Annotated in this window: 14 protein-coding genes and 2 riboswitches; of the genes, 10 read left to right on the top strand and 4 right to left on the bottom strand. The window is 65.5% G+C overall.

The window, feature by feature from the left end:
* Positions 1-50: 50 nt before the first annotated feature.
* The 6 genes from QN413_RS22105 (at position 51) to QN413_RS22080 (ending at position 6,779) form a co-directional block, all read left to right on the top strand.
* Positions 51-1,022, top strand: coding sequence for a substrate-binding domain-containing protein (locus tag QN413_RS22105; RefSeq protein ID WP_323498790.1), 972 nt, complete (start codon positions 51-53; stop codon positions 1,020-1,022).
* Between the two features lie 36 nt (positions 1,023-1,058).
* A complete protein-coding gene (locus tag QN413_RS22100) occupies positions 1,059-2,225 on the top strand; it encodes a Gfo/Idh/MocA family oxidoreductase (protein ID WP_323498758.1) in 1,167 nt (388 codons plus the stop codon).
* Between the two features lie 96 nt (positions 2,226-2,321).
* Positions 2,322-2,852, top strand: a complete 531-nt coding sequence (locus QN413_RS22095; RefSeq protein WP_323498757.1) for a DUF3617 domain-containing protein — start codon at positions 2,322-2,324, stop codon at positions 2,850-2,852.
* 79 nt (positions 2,853-2,931) lie between these two features.
* A complete protein-coding gene (locus QN413_RS22090; RefSeq protein ID WP_323498756.1) occupies positions 2,932-3,858 on the top strand; it encodes a fatty acid desaturase family protein in 927 nt (308 codons plus the stop codon).
* Between the two features lie 124 nt (positions 3,859-3,982).
* Entirely contained in the window at positions 3,983-5,119 is a 1,137-nt protein-coding gene (locus QN413_RS22085; protein WP_323498755.1) for a ligase-associated DNA damage response exonuclease, read from the top strand.
* A gap of 7 nt (positions 5,120-5,126) precedes the next feature.
* On the top strand, positions 5,127-6,779 hold the full coding sequence (locus QN413_RS22080; RefSeq protein ID WP_323498754.1) for an ATP-dependent DNA ligase: 1,653 nt from the start codon (positions 5,127-5,129) through the stop codon (positions 6,777-6,779).
* 28 nt (positions 6,780-6,807) lie between these two features.
* Here QN413_RS22080 and QN413_RS22075 read toward each other — a convergent pair whose 3' ends face one another.
* On the bottom strand, positions 6,808-7,599 hold the full coding sequence (locus QN413_RS22075; RefSeq protein WP_323498753.1) for an HTH domain-containing protein: 792 nt from the start codon (positions 7,597-7,599) through the stop codon (positions 6,808-6,810).
* 122 nt (positions 7,600-7,721) lie between these two features.
* On the opposite strand from QN413_RS22075, the gene QN413_RS22070 reads away from it, so the two are divergent.
* Together QN413_RS22070 and QN413_RS22065 are read left to right on the top strand one after the other, a co-directional pair.
* The gene (locus tag QN413_RS22070) at positions 7,722-10,409 is read left to right on the top strand and encodes a ligase-associated DNA damage response DEXH box helicase (protein WP_323498752.1); all 2,688 of its coding nucleotides are present in this window, start codon (positions 7,722-7,724) and stop codon (positions 10,407-10,409) included.
* Between the two features lie 42 nt (positions 10,410-10,451).
* A complete protein-coding gene (locus QN413_RS22065) occupies positions 10,452-11,003 on the top strand; it encodes a hypothetical protein (RefSeq protein ID WP_323498751.1) in 552 nt (183 codons plus the stop codon).
* Here the strand turns inward: QN413_RS22065 and QN413_RS22060 are convergent.
* A complete protein-coding gene (locus QN413_RS22060) occupies positions 10,990-12,264 on the bottom strand; it encodes a D-amino acid dehydrogenase (RefSeq protein ID WP_323498750.1) in 1,275 nt (424 codons plus the stop codon). The genes QN413_RS22065 and QN413_RS22060 overlap by 14 nt on opposite strands.
* Before the next feature lie 28 nt (positions 12,265-12,292).
* Positions 12,293-12,401, bottom strand: a riboswitch (glycine riboswitch).
* Positions 12,402-12,413: 12 nt separating this feature from the next.
* Positions 12,414-12,506: riboswitch (glycine riboswitch) on the bottom strand.
* A gap of 122 nt (positions 12,507-12,628) precedes the next feature.
* Between QN413_RS22060 and pdeM the strand changes: the two genes are divergently transcribed.
* Together pdeM and QN413_RS22050 are read left to right on the top strand one after the other, a co-directional pair.
* The gene (gene pdeM, locus QN413_RS22055) at positions 12,629-13,354 is read left to right on the top strand and encodes a ligase-associated DNA damage response endonuclease PdeM (protein ID WP_323498749.1); all 726 of its coding nucleotides are present in this window, start codon (positions 12,629-12,631) and stop codon (positions 13,352-13,354) included.
* On the top strand, positions 13,351-13,962 hold the full coding sequence (locus QN413_RS22050; RefSeq protein ID WP_323498748.1) for a cyclic nucleotide-binding domain-containing protein: 612 nt from the start codon (positions 13,351-13,353) through the stop codon (positions 13,960-13,962). Before pdeM ends, QN413_RS22050 begins: the two co-directional genes overlap by 4 nt.
* Positions 13,963-13,997: 35 nt before the next feature.
* On the opposite strand, the gene QN413_RS22045 is transcribed toward QN413_RS22050, so the two are convergent.
* Positions 13,998-14,174, bottom strand: a complete 177-nt coding sequence (locus QN413_RS22045; protein ID WP_187054023.1) for a DUF3606 domain-containing protein — start codon at positions 14,172-14,174, stop codon at positions 13,998-14,000.
* A gap of 107 nt (positions 14,175-14,281) precedes the next feature.
* Positions 14,282-14,812 carry a TPM domain-containing protein gene (locus QN413_RS22040; protein ID WP_323498747.1) on the bottom strand — a complete coding sequence of 177 codons (531 nt, stop codon included), beginning with the start codon at positions 14,810-14,812 and terminating at the stop codon, positions 14,282-14,284.
* Positions 14,813-14,957: the final 145 nt, after the last annotated feature.

Raw genomic sequence — 14,957 nt, 5'->3', positions numbered from 1 at the left:
GTTTCATCAACCAAAAGGAGACATCCAGCATGACAAACATCACCCAACACATGAGCCAAAATTTCAGTCGACGCATTGCGCTCACGGCCGTGGCCGCAGCCGCCATCGGGCTGGCCAGCACACCCGCGTTCGCCGACGAAAAGGTCAACCTCGGCGTGTCCATTCCGGCAGCGACGCACAGCTTCATGGGCGGCATCAACTACTGGGCCAACCAGGCGAAGAAGGATCTGGAAAAGGCACACAAGGACTTGAAGATCACGATCAAGACGGCGGCCAACGCGCCGGAGCAGGCCAACCAGTTGCAGGACTTGTCGACGGTCACCAAGATCAACGCGCTGGTCGTGTTCCCGTTCGAGTCTGCGGCCCTCACCAAGCCGGTCGCGCAGGTCAAGGCCAAGGGCGCCTACGTGACCGTGGTCGACCGCGGCCTGACCGACACCAGCGCGCAAGACGCCTACGTGGCGGGCGACAACACGGCCTTCGGCAAGATCCCGGCTGAGTACATCGTGAAGACGCTCGGCGGCAAGGGCAACGTGGTCGCACTGCGCGGCATCGCGACCACGCTCGACAACGAACGCATGGACGCCTTCAACGCGGTGCTCAAGGGCAGTCCGGATGTGAAGCTGCTCGACGCCAAGTACGCTAACTGGAACCGCGACGATGCCTTCAAGGTCACGCAGGACTACCTCACGCGTTTCAAGGAAATCGACGCCATTTGGGCTGCCGACGACGACATGGCGGTGGGCGTCGAAAAAGCCATTGCGCAGGCCAAGCGCACGGATATCAAGATCATCTTCGGTGGCGCCGGCGCCAAGGGCGCAGTCAAGACCATCATGGACGGCAGCGACCCGCGCATCAAGGCCGACGTGAGCTACTCGCCCAAGTTCATCTACGACGCGATCAAGCTCACGGCCGAAGCGCGTCTCAAGGGCGAGAAGCTGCCGGCGACGACGATCATTCCTTCGGTGCTCATCACCAAGGACAACGCCAAGGATTTCTACCATCCTGATTCGCCGTTCTGATCTTGGTCCGGTGCAGACTTTGCGCACTTCGCGAACATGATCTCTGAAAATTTTCGCAAGCTGCGCTACGCGATGGTCGGCGGTGGCCGCGATGCCTTCATCGGCGCGGTGCACCGCAAGGCCATCGCGCTCGACGGGCAAGTGGACCTCGTGGCGGGTGCGTTGTCGTCCAGCCCCGAGAAGGCCCACGCATCAGGTCGCGACCTGTTCCTGGCCGACGATCGAAATCATGGCGACTGGCGGACATTGCTCGCCGATGAACTGAAGCGACCGATCGATGAGCGCATCGATTTCGTCTCGATCGTCACGCCCAACCATGTGCACTTTCCGGTGGCGCAGGCCTTCGTCGACGCCGGCTTTCACGTGGTGTGCGACAAGCCGCTGGTGCACACACGGGCGCAGGCCGACGCGTTGATTGCAGCGGTGCAGCGGCAGGGCACGATGTTCGGCGTGACCTACAACTACACGGGCTATCCGATGGTCCGCCAGGCACGCGAGATGGTGCGATCGGGTCAGCTCGGCACGGTGCGCAAGGTGGTTGTCGAATACAACCAAGGCTGGCTTGCGACGCAGCTCGAGGGCGGCGGAACCAATAAACAGGCTGACTGGCGCACTGACCCGGCGCGGAGCGGGGCAGCGGGCGCCATCGGCGACATCGGCTCGCATGCGGAGAACCTGATCGCGACGGTCACCGGTCTCGACATCGAAGCCCTTTGTGCCGATCTCTCGGCACTGGTGCCGGGCCGCGCGCTCGACGACGACGGCAACCTGCTGCTGCGGTTTGCCGGTGGCGCGCGCGGCGTGCTGATCGCGTCGCAGGTCAATACGGGCGTCGAAAACGACTTGCGGCTGCGCGTGTCGGGGACGCTCGGCACGATCGAGTGGCGGCAAGAGCAGCCGAGCCAGCTCGTGCATCTGCCGCACGACGGACCCAAGCAGATACTGACGCGCGGCTCGCCGTGGTTGTGCGAATCGGCACGGCGCGCGAGCCGACTGCCGAGCGGCCATCCGGAAGGGTTCATCGAAGCCTTCGCCAATGTCTATGCGGGCATCTCAGCAGACATACGCGCCAGACTCGCGGGCACGACCGCCGACGCGATGACGGCCGACTATCCGCGCGTGGAAGACGGCGCACGCGGCGTGCGTTTCATCGAGCGCACTGTTGCATCGGCCGCCAGCGACGCCAAGTGGACGGCTTGGTGACAATGGCTGTCGCGCCGAGCTAGGCCGATCGCACTATTTCGCGGCATCGAGCAGCGCGGTACAAGCTCGGATTGCTTCCATCGTTCGGAGTCCTCCATGAAGATTCGTTTGCCCGTCGCGGCACTGTGCCTGTTGTCGTGCATCGCCGCGACACCTGCGTTTGCCATCGACTACCCCGCGCGCAAGCCCGGCCTTTGGGAAATGAAGATCGGCGACGGCACTGCCGCTGCCGCGGACCAGACCATCCAGCAGTGCATCGACGCGAGCAGCGACCAGGCGATGCGCGACATGGCGCAAGGCATGGGCACGGGCACGGGCAAGGACGCTTGCTCGAAGCAGGACATGCGCAAAGCGGGCAGCACGACGGTCATCGATTCGGTGTGCAAGGTCGGTACGAGCATTGCAACCACGCACGCCGTTGTCACGGGCGACCTGAGCACCGGCTACCGCATGGAAAGCACGTCGACGTACCAACCGCCCTTCATGGGAAAAACCGAGGGAAAGGCGGCGATGGATGCCAAGTGGGTCGGCCCGTGCAAGGCCGACCAGAAGCCTGGCGACATGATCATGTCGAACGGGATGAAGATGAACATCATTGACATGATGGGTGGCGCGAAGAAGAAGTAGCGGTTTCCCGGTAGCTGCGGGGAGCGCACGTCGCTAAAGTGGGCACTTCGCCCCCGAGCGGGCCTGCAGGAAACGAGCCGTGGCAGCTGCGCCCCGCGTCCAACCCGACGCCTTTTTCACACCCGACGATTGGAGCGCACTCACGCATCGCTCGGCATGGCGCGGCCTCTGGTCGGTGGCGCACTGCTGGGCCGTCATAGGCGCAGCGATGGTCGTCGGGGCGCTCTGGCCCCTCGCCATTCCACTCGCGGTCGTCGTCATCGGCACCCGGCAACTGGGACTGTTTGTGCTCATGCACGACGCGGCACACGCGGGGCTGCACCGCAACCGCAAGATCAACGACTGGGTGGCGCACTGGCTCTGCACGCCCACGCTGCGCGCCTACCGGCCGTACCACCTGCAGCACCACCGCTATGTGCAGCAGACCGAAGACCCGGACCTGGTGCTGTCGGCGCCATTCCCCATCAAGCGCTCGTCGCTGGCGCGCAAGGTCTGGCGCGACCTGAGCGGGCAGACGTTCTACAAGCAGCGTTTCGCCCACATCGCCCAGCGCATCCGGGCTCGCACAGAGGGCGAGTCGGCCTGGCGGCTGTTGGGCCAGGAAGTCGCCAAAGATCGCCGTTTCCTCGTTGGCAACGCCATCGGCTTCGCGCTCTTCAGCGCGGCGGGCTTCTGGTGGGTCTGGCTCTTGATGTGGCTGCTGCCCATGATGACCTGGCTGCCGCTGGTGAGCCGCATCCGCAACATCGCCGAGCACGCGCTGGTCGCGCAAAACGAGCCCGACCCACTGCGCCAGGCGCGCACCACGCACGCGAGTTGGCTGGCGCGCGCGGTCATCGCGCCTTACTGGGTCAACTACCACGCCGAGCATCACATGTTCACCAACATTCCATGCTGGAACCTGCCCCGTGCGCATCGCATCCTGAAGCGCGACGGCGTGACGTCGCGGATGGAAATGGAAAGTGGCTACGTGGCGCTGCTCGCCAGGGCGGCGCCGGCCGCCTGATCACCCCTTTCGCTGTGTCGCGCGGCATGTCGCGTCGCGGGCGTAGGCGGCTGCCCACAGCGCTTCGCGGCGCCCCAACGGCCAAGATCGCGCTGCCTGCGCCTACGATCCACTGCACATGCACGTGCCGCCGACCTCCGTCAGTTTTGCCTCGCGCCCCGACGATCTGGTCGTGGCCCGTCCTGAGGGCCTCTACTGCCCGGCGGGCGATTTCTACATCGACCCGTGGCGCGCGGTCGATCGTGCCGTCATCACGCATGCGCACTCCGACCACGCGCGCATCGGCCACGGCCACTACCTTGCGCAGACCGACAGCGAGGGCACGTTGCGAACTCGGCTGGGTGCCGACATCAACTTGCAGACCCTGCCTTACGGCGCAGCGATAGAGCACAACGGCGTGCGCATCTCGCTCCACCCTGCCGGACACGTGCTCGGCTCGGCCCAGGTGCGGCTCGAGCATGGCGGCCGCGTGTGGGTCGCGTCGGGGGACTACAAGACCGAGCCCGACGGCACCTGTGCGCCCTTCGAGCCGGTGCCGTGCGACACCTTCATCACCGAGTCGACCTTCGGCCTGCCGATCTACCGCTGGCCGACGCAGGCGCAACTGAGTGCCGACATCAACGACTGGTGGCGTCGCAATGCCGACGACGGCCGCGCCTCGGTGCTGCTCTGCTATGCCTTCGGCAAGGCGCAGCGCATCCTGCACGGTGCCGACCCGTCAATCGGGCCGATCGTGGTGCATGGCGCGGTCGAGCCGCTGAATGCGGTGTATCGCGCCGCCGGCGTCGCGCTGCCGCCGACGCTGCGCGCGAGCGACCCCGAAGTGAACCCGCAGATGCTCAAGCGCGCGCTGGTGCTGGCGCCGCCGTCGGCGCAGGGCACGCCGTGGATGCGCCGCTTCGGCAGCTATTCGGATGCGTTCGCGAGCGGCTGGATGCAGTTGCGCGGCACGCGCCGCCGTCGCGGTGTCGACCGCGGCTTCGTCATGAGCGATCACGCCGACTGGCCGGGATTGCAGAAGGCCATTGCCGGCACCGGCGCCGAGCGCGTGTTCGTGACGCACGGCAGTGTCGCGGTGCTGGTGCGCTGGCTCACCGACAACGGGCTGGAGGCGCAGGGATTCAAGACCGAGTACGGCGATGAAGACGTGGCGGACAAGGCCGAGAGCCCCCATCCCAACCTTGCCGCGGAAGGGGAAGGAGTAACAACCGAGGCTTCCTCCCCTTCCGACGGAGGGCAGGGGTGGGGGCCAGCGGCGTGACCATCGCATGAAAGCCTTCGCCGCCCTCTACCGGGAACTCGACGCCACCACATCGAGCCTAGCCAAGCAGGCCGCGCTGCAGCGCTACTTGCATGGTGCGGCGCCTGAAGACGCTGCCTGGGCCGTCTATTTTTTGGCCGGCGGCAAGCCACGCCAACTGGTGCCGACCAAGCTTCTTCGGCTGCTCGCGCAAGAGGCCGCCGGCCTGCCCGAATGGCTTTTCGATGAAAGCTACGAAGCGGTCGGCGACCTGGCGGAAACCATCTCGCTGCTGTTGCCGCCACCGACCGAGGCGCACGACCTGGGCTTGGCCGTGTGGATCGAGCAGCGCTTGCTGCCGCTCAGAAAAACGCCGCCCGACGAACTCACCGATACGCTGCGCGCGCAGTGGCGCGAGCTTGCGGCCGATGAGCGACTCGTCTACTTCAAGCTCATGACCGGCAGCTTCCGCGTCGGGGTGTCGAGGCTGCAGGTCACGCAGGCGCTGGCCGCGGTCGGCGCCATCGATGCCAAGCGCGTGGCACAGCGGCTGATGGGCTACACCCACATCACAGGACAACCCACGGCGCGCGACTACGCCACGCTCATCGCGCCCGAAAGCGATGGCGAGCAGAACCAGCAGACCAGCGGCCAGCCGTACCCGTTCTTCCTCGCGCATCCCTTCAACGAACCGGTCGATCGATTCGATGCGCTGCTCGGCGCGCCCGCGAACTGGCTGGTCGAGTGGAAGTGGGACGGCATCCGTGCGCAGCTGGTCAAGCGCGCTGGCCAGGTGTGGCTGTGGTCGCGCGGCGAAGAACTCGTGACCGACCGCTTCCCCGAGCTCGCGACCATGGGCGAGGCGCTGCCCGACGGCACCGTGCTCGACGGTGAGATCGTGGTGTGGCGAGACGACAAAGTGCAGCCCTTCGCCGAACTGCAACGCCGCATCGGCCGCAAGACGCTCGGCCCTAAGCTGCTGCGCGAAATCCCCGTTGTGCTGCTCGCCTACGACCTGCTCGAATGGCAAGGCAAGGACCTGCGCGCGCTGCCGCAGGAACAGCGTCGCATGACGATGGACGTGCTCCTGACCGAGGTACAGCACCCGCAACTCATCGCGAGCCCGATGCTCAACGGCGGCGACTGGGCCCACCTCTCGCGCCAACGCGAAGCCGCGCGGTCGATGGGCGTGGAAGGGATGATGCTCAAGCAGCGCCATGGGGCCTATGGCTCGGGCCGCACCAAGGACGTCGGCACCTGGTGGAAGTGGAAGATCGACCCGCTCAGCATCGATGCGGTGCTCATCTACGCGCAGCGCGGCCACGGGCGCCGCGCCAGCCTGTACAGCGACTACACCTTCGCCGTGTGGGATGGTCCGCCGGAGCAGGAAGAGCGCAAGCTCGTGCCCTTCGCCAAGGCCTATTCAGGCCTCACCGATGTGGAGATGGGCCGCGTCGATGCGGTCATTCGCAAGACCACGATCGAGAGCTTCGGCCCGGTGCGCAGCGTGAAGCCGACGTTGGTCTTCGAGCTCGGCTTCGAAGGCATCGCGAAGAGCACGCGGCACAAGAGCGGCATCGCTGTGCGCTTCCCGCGGATGCTGCGGTGGCGGGAGGACAAGCCGGTGGAAGAAGCGGATACGTTGGGGACGCTGGCGGCGTTGCTGCCCGATGACAAGTAGCAGAGTCGTCGTCGGGTCTCACGACCGACTACATTTTTTCCATAACCGCTTGGACAAAGGCTTTGGATTTTCTTTTTTGGATCTCAGGATCTTCTTTTTGTATGTATTCCACCGCCGACAGATCGTCTCCCCTCTTCCTGTTCTGTCGAGGTTCAAGTGCTTCGATAAGAATTGCCTCGAGCGCAGGGATCATTTTTGCGGCGTCGTAGGTCGCGGGCATCTCTCCAAGCAGGCCAGTGTCTTTGACGGGTCGAAGTCCAAACCAGGAAAATCTATCCCATCGCGCACCCATGCGATCCGAGGTGTGCTCAAACAGCCGTCGACCCAGAGGCCTGTCAGTGGTGCGGCCTATGTAGATCACTTCGCGCCCGTCATAGAGCAAATAGATCCCAAGCTGCTTGTTGAAGTCAACCGGGATCGCTCCGAGTTGCTGCATCCCCAGAAGCTGTGGCGTAGCGACCCATTGAATCGCCTCTCTGCGCCAAAACATGCCGAAGGAGCTCACTATTTCATACTGCTCTTCGTCCTCGTCGGATGCGTCTGTCGTTGGCGTGAGCTTCTCTTTGTCCGGACTTGTTCCCATCACCGGTCTCTGCGCCAGCGTAAACGTACCTTTGCCGACACGTACGTACGGCGAAGCGTCGTCGTGCTTGATCGAGGCGCTGATTTGAGCGTTCACGGTAGCCGCAGGTGTTGCGCCCAGATTGCTTCGCAGTCTGCTGGCAATGATCTTGTCCGTGATCTCCTTGTAGTGGAGCGGAGTGCCAGCAGCTCCTAATACCTTGTCTATGGCTTCGCGCCAAGTGAGATCCTTAGCCATGCTGTCGTCCGTTGGGTTGCGTGTGATGCACCTAATGTAAATGTCTGGGTTGGCACCTCGACATCACAGCCAGCCGTCTTTGCGACGCGGGACCACGTGCTCAACTCACCGGAATGCTTTTCATGTCATCACCCGCTATCGAATGGTTTGAAGCTAGGAAGTGGAAACCCTTCAAGTTCCAACGCGTCGTCTGGAAAGCCATCGCCGCTGGCGAGTCCGGGCTGCTGCACGCCACCACCGGCGCTGGCAAGACCTACGCGGTATGGCTCGGTGCGCTGCTGGCTTTCGCGACCGTGCCGAAAACGACCAAGGGCCAAAAGGCGGAAACGCCGGCAGCGCTGCCTAGCGCCGCAACGACAAAGAAGAAGGTGGCTCCCCCGCTCGCGGTGCTGTGGTTGACCCCGATGCGCGCACTCGCGGCCGACACGCTGCGCGCGCTTCAGCAGCCGCTCGAGGCACTGGCGCCGGATTGGTCGGCCGGCGCCCGCAGCGGTGACACCTCGTCAGCCGAGCGCGCAGCGCAAAACGCCCGCTTGCCCACGGTGCTCGTCACCACGCCCGAGAGCCTGTCGGTGCTGCTCTCCCGCGCGGACGCGAGCGAGGTACTGGGCAGCGTGAAGATGGTGGTGGTCGACGAGTGGCACGAACTGCTCGGCAACAAGCGCGGGGTGCAGGTGCAGCTCGCGCTGGCGCGGCTCAAGCGCTGGAACCCGGCACTCATCGTGTGGGGCATGTCGGCCACGCTCGGCAATCTGCACGAGGCGATGGGCACGCTGCTCGGCAGTGGCAGCAGCGCGGGCACGATGGTGCAAGGAGAGGTCCCGAAGAAGCTGGTCATCGATTCCCTGCTGCCCGGCCGCGCCGAGCGCTTTCCATGGGGCGGGCATCTGGGGCTCACGATGCTGCCGCAGGTGATCGAGGAGATCGCGTCGAGCAAGACGACGCTGGTGTTCACCAACACCCGCTCGCAGTCGGAAATCTGGTACCAAGCGATGCTCGAAGCGAAGCCGGAATGGGCGGGTTTGATCGCGCTGCACCACGGCTCGCTCGACCGCGCGGTGCGCGAGTGGGTCGAGGCAGGTTTGAAGAGCGGTGAGCTGCGCGCGGTGGTGTGCACGTCGAGCCTCGACCTCGGCGTCGATTTTTTGCCGGTCGAGCGCGTGCTGCAGATCGGCTCGCCCAAGGGCGTCGCGCGCTTGCTGCAGCGGGCCGGGCGCTCGGGCCATGCGCCCGGGCGGCCGTCGCGCATCACCCTGGTGCCGACGCACAGCATCGAGATGGTGGAGGGCGCTGCGGCACGCGCCGCGATCGCGGCCGGCCACATCGAGGCGCGCAGCACGCCCGAGCAACCGCTCGACGTGCTGGTGCAGCACCTGGTCACCGTCGCGTTGGGCGGTGGCTTCATGCCCGACGACCTGTACGACGAAGTGCGCAGCACCGCCGCCTACGCCCAGCTGTCGCGCGAGAGCTGGGACTGGTGCCTGGCGTTCGTGCGGCAGGGTGGCCCGTCGCTGGCTGCCTACCCGGACTACCAGCGCGCCGTACCCGATGCCGACGGCGTGTGGCGCGTACCCGATGCGCGGCTGGCGCGCCGCCATCGCATGAACATCGGCACCATCGTGAGCGACGCGAGCATGACGGTCCAGTTCGTCGGCGGCGCCAAGCTCGGCAGTGTCGAAGAGAGTTTTGCGGCGCGCATGAAGCCGGGCGACTGCTTTCTTTTCGGTGGTCGGATGCTCGAACTCGTGCGCATCCACGAAATGACCGCATGGGTGCGCCGCGCCTCGGGCAAGCGTCCGGCGGTGCCGCGCTGGAACGGGGGCCGCATGCCGCTGTCGACCACGCTGGCCGATGCCGTGGTGCAGCAACTCGCGCTGGCCGGCCAGGGAAAGTACGACTCGCCCGAACTGCAATGCGTGCGCCCGCTGCTAGAAATCCAGCAGCAGTGGTCGGCGCTGCCGACACCGCAAACGCTGCTGGCCGAGGTGCTCAAGACGCGCGAAGGTTCGCACCTTTTTCTCTACCCGTTCGCGGGGCGGCATGTGCATCTCGGGCTCGCCAACCTGATCGCCTGGCGCGTCGCGCAACAGGCGCCGCGGACCTTCTCGATTGCAGTCAACGACTACGGCTTCGAGCTGCTCTGCGCCACTGAGGTCGACTGGCCGGCGCTGCTGCCACAGGTGCTGGCGCCGGTGGACGAGGCGACGCTGTTGCACGAGGTGCTCGAAAGCCTGAATGCGGGCGAGCTGGCACAGCGTCGATTTCGCGAAATCGCGCGTGTGTCCGGACTGATCTTCCAGGGCTATCCGGGCGAGAAGCGCAGCAACAAGCAGCTGCAGGCCTCGTCGTCGCTGTTCTGGGAGGTGTTCCGCAAATACGATCCGCAGAACCGGCTGCTGCTGCAGGCCGAGCAGGAACTGCTCGCGCAGGAACTGGAGATCGGCCGCTTGCGCGCGAGCCTCGCGCGCTTGAACACGCAGCAGCTGGTCGTGCAAACGCTGGCGCGCCCGACACCGTTCGCATTCCCTTTGATGATCGAGCGCTTCCGCGAAAAGCTCACGAACGAAAGCGTGGCCGACCGCATCGCGCGCATGGTCGAGCAACTGGAGAAGGCAGCGGGTGGGGCGGTGCCGGTAGGCGGCGTGGAGGGCGTCAGGAGCACGCTGGCGTTCGGCAGCGAGCGTCGTCCGGCCAGGGTCAAAGGCAGCGGGATCGGCAACGACAGCGGCGGCGAAAGTGCCGACGGCCAGAGCGCACGGAAGCGACCCCGTCGCGAGCGCAAGCCGTCGCGACCATTGCCGCCGCTCTAGCCTCGATGGTCCCCATCGGTCGGGGTACAAAATGCCGCACGCATGACCCCCTCCATCCAGTTCCGCCGCCAGCTCATCGTCGCCATCCTGCTCGGTGCCGCGGTCGTCGGTGCCTTCATCCGGCATTACGCCGAACCGGGTGCGCTGCGCAACGTCGGCACTCTGATGATGTTGATCTGGGTGCCGATCGTCGGCAACATCGTCGGCTGGCTCATCGGCAGGATCAAGCGCAAGCCGCAGACCACGGTCGCCGGTACGCTGCCGCCGACTTTCGTTGCCGGCAGTGCGTTCAAGCCGCAGGCGCTGGTCGACATCACCTTGCGTCCGGCCAGCGTGCCGGTGGAAGACAAGGCCATCGCCGAGGGCGAGCATCACTGCGCCTTCGTCGTCGACAACCAGGCTTTCTCGGCGCGCTGGCTGCTGCCGCAAGGAGCGGCGGTGCTGCGACGCGGGCAGTCGCGCGCAGTGCAGGTCGAGTTCCTGGCGCCAGCCGTGGCACTGCCACTGTTCACCGCAGACACCCGCTTCCGGATGCTGGTCGGTCAGTCGTTCATCGGCGACGGCCGTGTGGTGGGACTGATCACGCCTTCGTGAAGGCGAAGTCCACTTCGGGCGTCAGGCCGCTGACGATGCGAGCGATCGATTTGCCGGAGCCGCAGGCATGCGTCCAGCCCAGCGTGCCGTGGCCGGTGTTGAGGAAAAAGTTCGGCAGCTTGGTCTTGCCGATCAGTGGCACGTTGCTCGGCGTAGCCGGGCGCAAGCCGGTCCAGAACTGCGCTTGCGTCGCATCGCCGGCGCCGGGGAACAGGTCTTCGACGCGCTTCACGATGGCTTCGCAACGCACGCGGTTCAGGTCGCGGTCGTAGCCGTTGAGTTCGGCGGTGCCGGCGATGCGCAGGCGGTCGCCGCGGCCGTCTTCGGCGGTGTAGCGCGAGAACACGAGCTTGAATTCGTCGTCGGTCAACGAGACCTGATGCGCCTTCGATGCGTCTTTCACCGGCATCGTCACCGAGTAGCCTTTGGCCGGATAGATAGGCAGTCGTATGCCGAGCGGTTTGGCGTAGATCGGGCTGAGCGAGCCCATCGCCAGCACATACGAATCGGCCTGCAACTTCTGGAACCGGCCTTCGATATCGGTCGCTTCGACATGTTCGATCTTGCCGCCGGCTTGGCGGATCGCGGTCACCGTGTGGCTCATCAGAAACTTGACGCCGGCCACTTCGCAGAGCTTGACCAGTTCGCGTGCGAAGCGGTTGGCATCGCCCGATTCGTCTTCGGCCGTGTAGGTGGCGCCGGCCAGGCGTGACCGCACATGCGCCAGCGCAGGCTCGATCCTGATGGCCTCGTCGGCCGAGATCACCAGACGCTCGCAACCGAGGGCGCGCATCTGTTCGCTCGGCTTCAACGCGCCGTCGAACTCTTTTTCGTCGGTGTAGAAATGCAGGATGCCCTGTGTGCGCTCGTCGTAGGCGATGCCGGCGTCGCGCCGCAGCGCCTGCAGCATGCTGCGGCTGTAGGTTCCGAGCCGAACGATCTGCTCGATGTTGTGCCGCGTGCGCGCCGGCGTGCATTCGCGCAGGAACTCCAGGCCCCATAGCCATTGGCGCATGTCGGCACGAATGCGAAAGAGCAGTGGCGCATCTTCCTTGCCTAGCCACTGCAGCACCTTGAGCGGTGCGCTCGGGTTGGCCCAGGGTTCGGCATGGCTGACCGAGATCTGGCCGCCGTTGGCGAAGCTGGTTTCTGCGGCCGGTGTGGCTTGCCGGTCGATCACGGTCACTTCGTGGCCGAGCTGTTGGAGGTAGTAGGCAGAGGTGACGCCGAGCAAGCCGGCGCCGAGAACGATCACGCGCATGGGAGGACCTTTTGAAAGTATTTCAATGGCCGCTCCCCCTGTCCTTGGTACCTGAGAGATTCGTGCTGCAAGAGAGGCTTGCGGCAGTTGCTCCTTCGGTGCGTCACTTGGCGTGACGGCTCTCCAGACGGCTTTTCAAAAGGTGCAGTACACAACCGGCGTGCGGTTTACCTGAGCGTTCATGGGAGTTTGCGCCTTCGGTGGGCCGTTCTGACGAACGCCCGCTCTCCTGCAGTGCAACGAGTTTAACCATGCGTGGTCACAAATTGCTGACAATTTGAGACACTGCACTCCCTTTTGACGTTCCGCCGATTCCTGCCTTTCCTCCACCGCTGCCATCGCCTCTGTCATCACCCCGCCGCTCGTGTCTCCTTCTCTTCCTTGCCAGGTCCAATGGGCCGATGAAACCCTGCAGTTGCTTCCTGAGCGCGCCATCTGGTGGCCCACCGGGCAAGTTCTCTTTGTCGCCGACTTGCATCTCGGCAAGGCCGCAACGTACCGCGCGCTCGGTCAGCCGGTGCCGGGCGGCACCACGCTCGAAAACCTCGCGCGACTCGACGCGCTGATTGAACGTCACGCGCCTAGGCGCATCGTTTTTCTCGGCGACTTCCTGCATGCCGCGCAGGCGCGCAGCGTGCTCACCACGCTGCAGGTCTGGCGCGACGGTCATGCAGATATCGACATGACGCTGGTGCGCGGCAACCACGACCGCCGCGCGGGCGATCCGCCGGCGTCGCTGCGCATCGACGTGGTCGACGAGCCCTGGCTCATCGGCCCGTTCGCCTGCTGCCACCATCCGCAAACGCACCCGACGCACTTCGTTCTGGCGGGCCATCTGCATCCGGCGTGCAAGCTGTACGGGCGCGGTAGGGACAGCTTGCGCATGCCGTGCTTCGTCAGCGAGGCGCGCCAGGCCATCCTGCCGGCGTTCGGCGAGTTCACTGGCGGCTGGCTGGTGGAGGCGGCACCGGGTCGACGCTTTCACGGTGTCGGCGGTGCGGCGGTGTGGGCGTTACCCGTGGCCACCCTGTCCAACATGGCGGGGCAGGTTGCCCACGCTTCGATCACTTCTCGAGGTTTCGCCAAATGAACAATTCCGTGGTGAAGCCCGATCTTCGCGAGCGCGCCGCACGCCTGCTGATGCTCGCGGCGCCATTGGCCCAGCTCGAACTCGAAGACGCGCTCATCGTCATCGATGCGATGGAGCCGGCTTTCGTGCGTGCCGGCTTGATCCTGATGGAACAGGACGAGGCCGACGACACCGACTACATGGCGCTGGTGCTCGAAGGCGAGGTGCGTGCCGAAAGCGGGACCGGCGTGACCGGTGAAGAGATCGTGGTGTCGGTGATCGGCCCGGGCAGCCTGATCGGCGAGATGGGCTTGCTCGACGGCGCGCCGCGTTCAGCCACCTGCACCGCGTTGACCGACCTCAAGCTCGCGACGTTGTCGCGCGAGGCTCTGATGTCATTGATCGACGGCCATCCCACGGTGGCAGCACGCCTGCTACTGGCCATCTCGAAAGGCCTTTCGGACCGGCTGCGTGACAGCAACCGGCGCTTGCGTTTGCTGATGCAGGTAACGCGGGCGGTTCAGCTGGAGCTGAACGCGGCGCATTCGATCAACATGAAGTTGCTGGTACCGGCCGTGGCGGCGGTGGCGGCGGTGGCGGCATCGACGAGGCCAACCGAGGGCGCTTGATTCGCTGCGGGTGCCAGGCGGCTCGCTTGCCCCGATCACTTGCCCAAATAGTGCCGTACCTTCTCGGTGGAGACGCCGGCTGCAGCCACGGCCGACCTAAGCTTGGCTTCGGTCACGCTGAAGGTCTGCGTCCAATAGCGCAGCTCGTGCGCCTCGTTCACGTTGATGCGGCTGCGGTCTTGCGGGCCGCGATTGCTGAGGTTGTCTGCCATGGCTTTCTCCTGGAAAGCTAGGACATTGAGCCTGCCGCGCTATGTGGCGCAGCAGACATAGCGGACTTTTCGTGCAGGACCAGTCCGAGGCGGCGAGCTGTCGCGCGTTAAAGCACGACCGGTGCGTCCGGCAGCTCGTTGCGATTGGCCACGCCGTCGTCGAGCGGAAAGTGTTCGACCAGCAGCGCCGACACTTCCCCCAGCGCTTGGGTGAGCCCGTCTTCGAAGCGGCCCTCGCGAAACGCGGCGCCCATGCGTTGGGCCATCGCCGCCCAATCGTCGGCGCTCACATGGGCGTCGATACCGCGATCGGCCACGATCTCGATGGCGTGTTCTGCCAGCAGCAGATAGATCAGGACGCCGTTGTTGTGCTCGGTGTCCCATGTGCGCAGCTTGCCGAAGAGCATGACGGCACGTTGCCGCGCCGGTGCGCTGCGCCACAGGTACGACAGCGGCAGCCCGGCCTCGACGCAGATGCGGATCTCGCCGCTGTGGCGGCGTTCGCTGGCAGCCACGCGTTGCGTGAGCCGCTCGAGCAGCTCGGGCGGCAGCACACGATGCACGGCCGCCTCGTCGAACCAGCGATGGCGCCAGATGCGGCCGAGCCGGGCGAACAGGCCAGTCGAATGGGATTGCATTGCCACGGCCATCCTTACCAGCCGCCCGATGCGCCGCCGCCGCCGAAGCTGCCACCACCGCCCGAGCTGAAGCCACCTCCGCCGCCGGACGAACCGCCGCCGAATCCTCCACCGAGGCCGCCCCCGAGTGCGCCACCCGCAACAC

It is taken from the genome of Variovorax sp. LG9.2 (assembly GCF_035018885.1).
Classification (GTDB): domain Bacteria; phylum Pseudomonadota; class Gammaproteobacteria; order Burkholderiales; family Burkholderiaceae_C; genus Variovorax.
The sequence above is the reverse complement of the archived record's forward strand: the minus strand, read 5'-3'. Positions and strand labels throughout refer to the sequence as shown.

Excerpts from the sequence above, each read along its gene's own strand:
- QN413_RS22070 (WP_323498752.1), top strand. The coding sequence starts at position 7,722 with ATGTCATCACCCGCTATCGAATGGTTTGAAGCTAGGAAGTGGAAACCC.
- QN413_RS22095 (WP_323498757.1), top strand. The coding sequence starts at position 2,322 with ATGAAGATTCGTTTGCCCGTCGCGGCACTGTGCCTGTTGTCGTGCATC.
- QN413_RS22060 (WP_323498750.1), bottom strand. The coding sequence starts at position 12,264 with ATGCGCGTGATCGTTCTCGGCGCCGGCTTGCTCGGCGTCACCTCTGCC.
- QN413_RS22045 (WP_187054023.1), bottom strand. The coding sequence starts at position 14,174 with ATGGCAGACAACCTCAGCAATCGCGGCCCGCAAGACCGCAGCCGCATC.
- QN413_RS22100 (WP_323498758.1), top strand. The coding sequence starts at position 1,059 with ATGATCTCTGAAAATTTTCGCAAGCTGCGCTACGCGATGGTCGGCGGT.
- QN413_RS22080 (WP_323498754.1), top strand. The coding sequence starts at position 5,127 with ATGAAAGCCTTCGCCGCCCTCTACCGGGAACTCGACGCCACCACATCG.
- QN413_RS22065 (WP_323498751.1), top strand. The coding sequence starts at position 10,452 with ATGACCCCCTCCATCCAGTTCCGCCGCCAGCTCATCGTCGCCATCCTG.
- QN413_RS22050 (WP_323498748.1), top strand. The coding sequence starts at position 13,351 with ATGAACAATTCCGTGGTGAAGCCCGATCTTCGCGAGCGCGCCGCACGC.
- QN413_RS22040 (WP_323498747.1), bottom strand. The coding sequence starts at position 14,812 with ATGCAATCCCATTCGACTGGCCTGTTCGCCCGGCTCGGCCGCATCTGG.
- QN413_RS22075 (WP_323498753.1), bottom strand. The coding sequence starts at position 7,599 with ATGGCTAAGGATCTCACTTGGCGCGAAGCCATAGACAAGGTATTAGGA.
- QN413_RS22105 (WP_323498790.1), top strand. The coding sequence starts at position 51 with ATGAGCCAAAATTTCAGTCGACGCATTGCGCTCACGGCCGTGGCCGCA.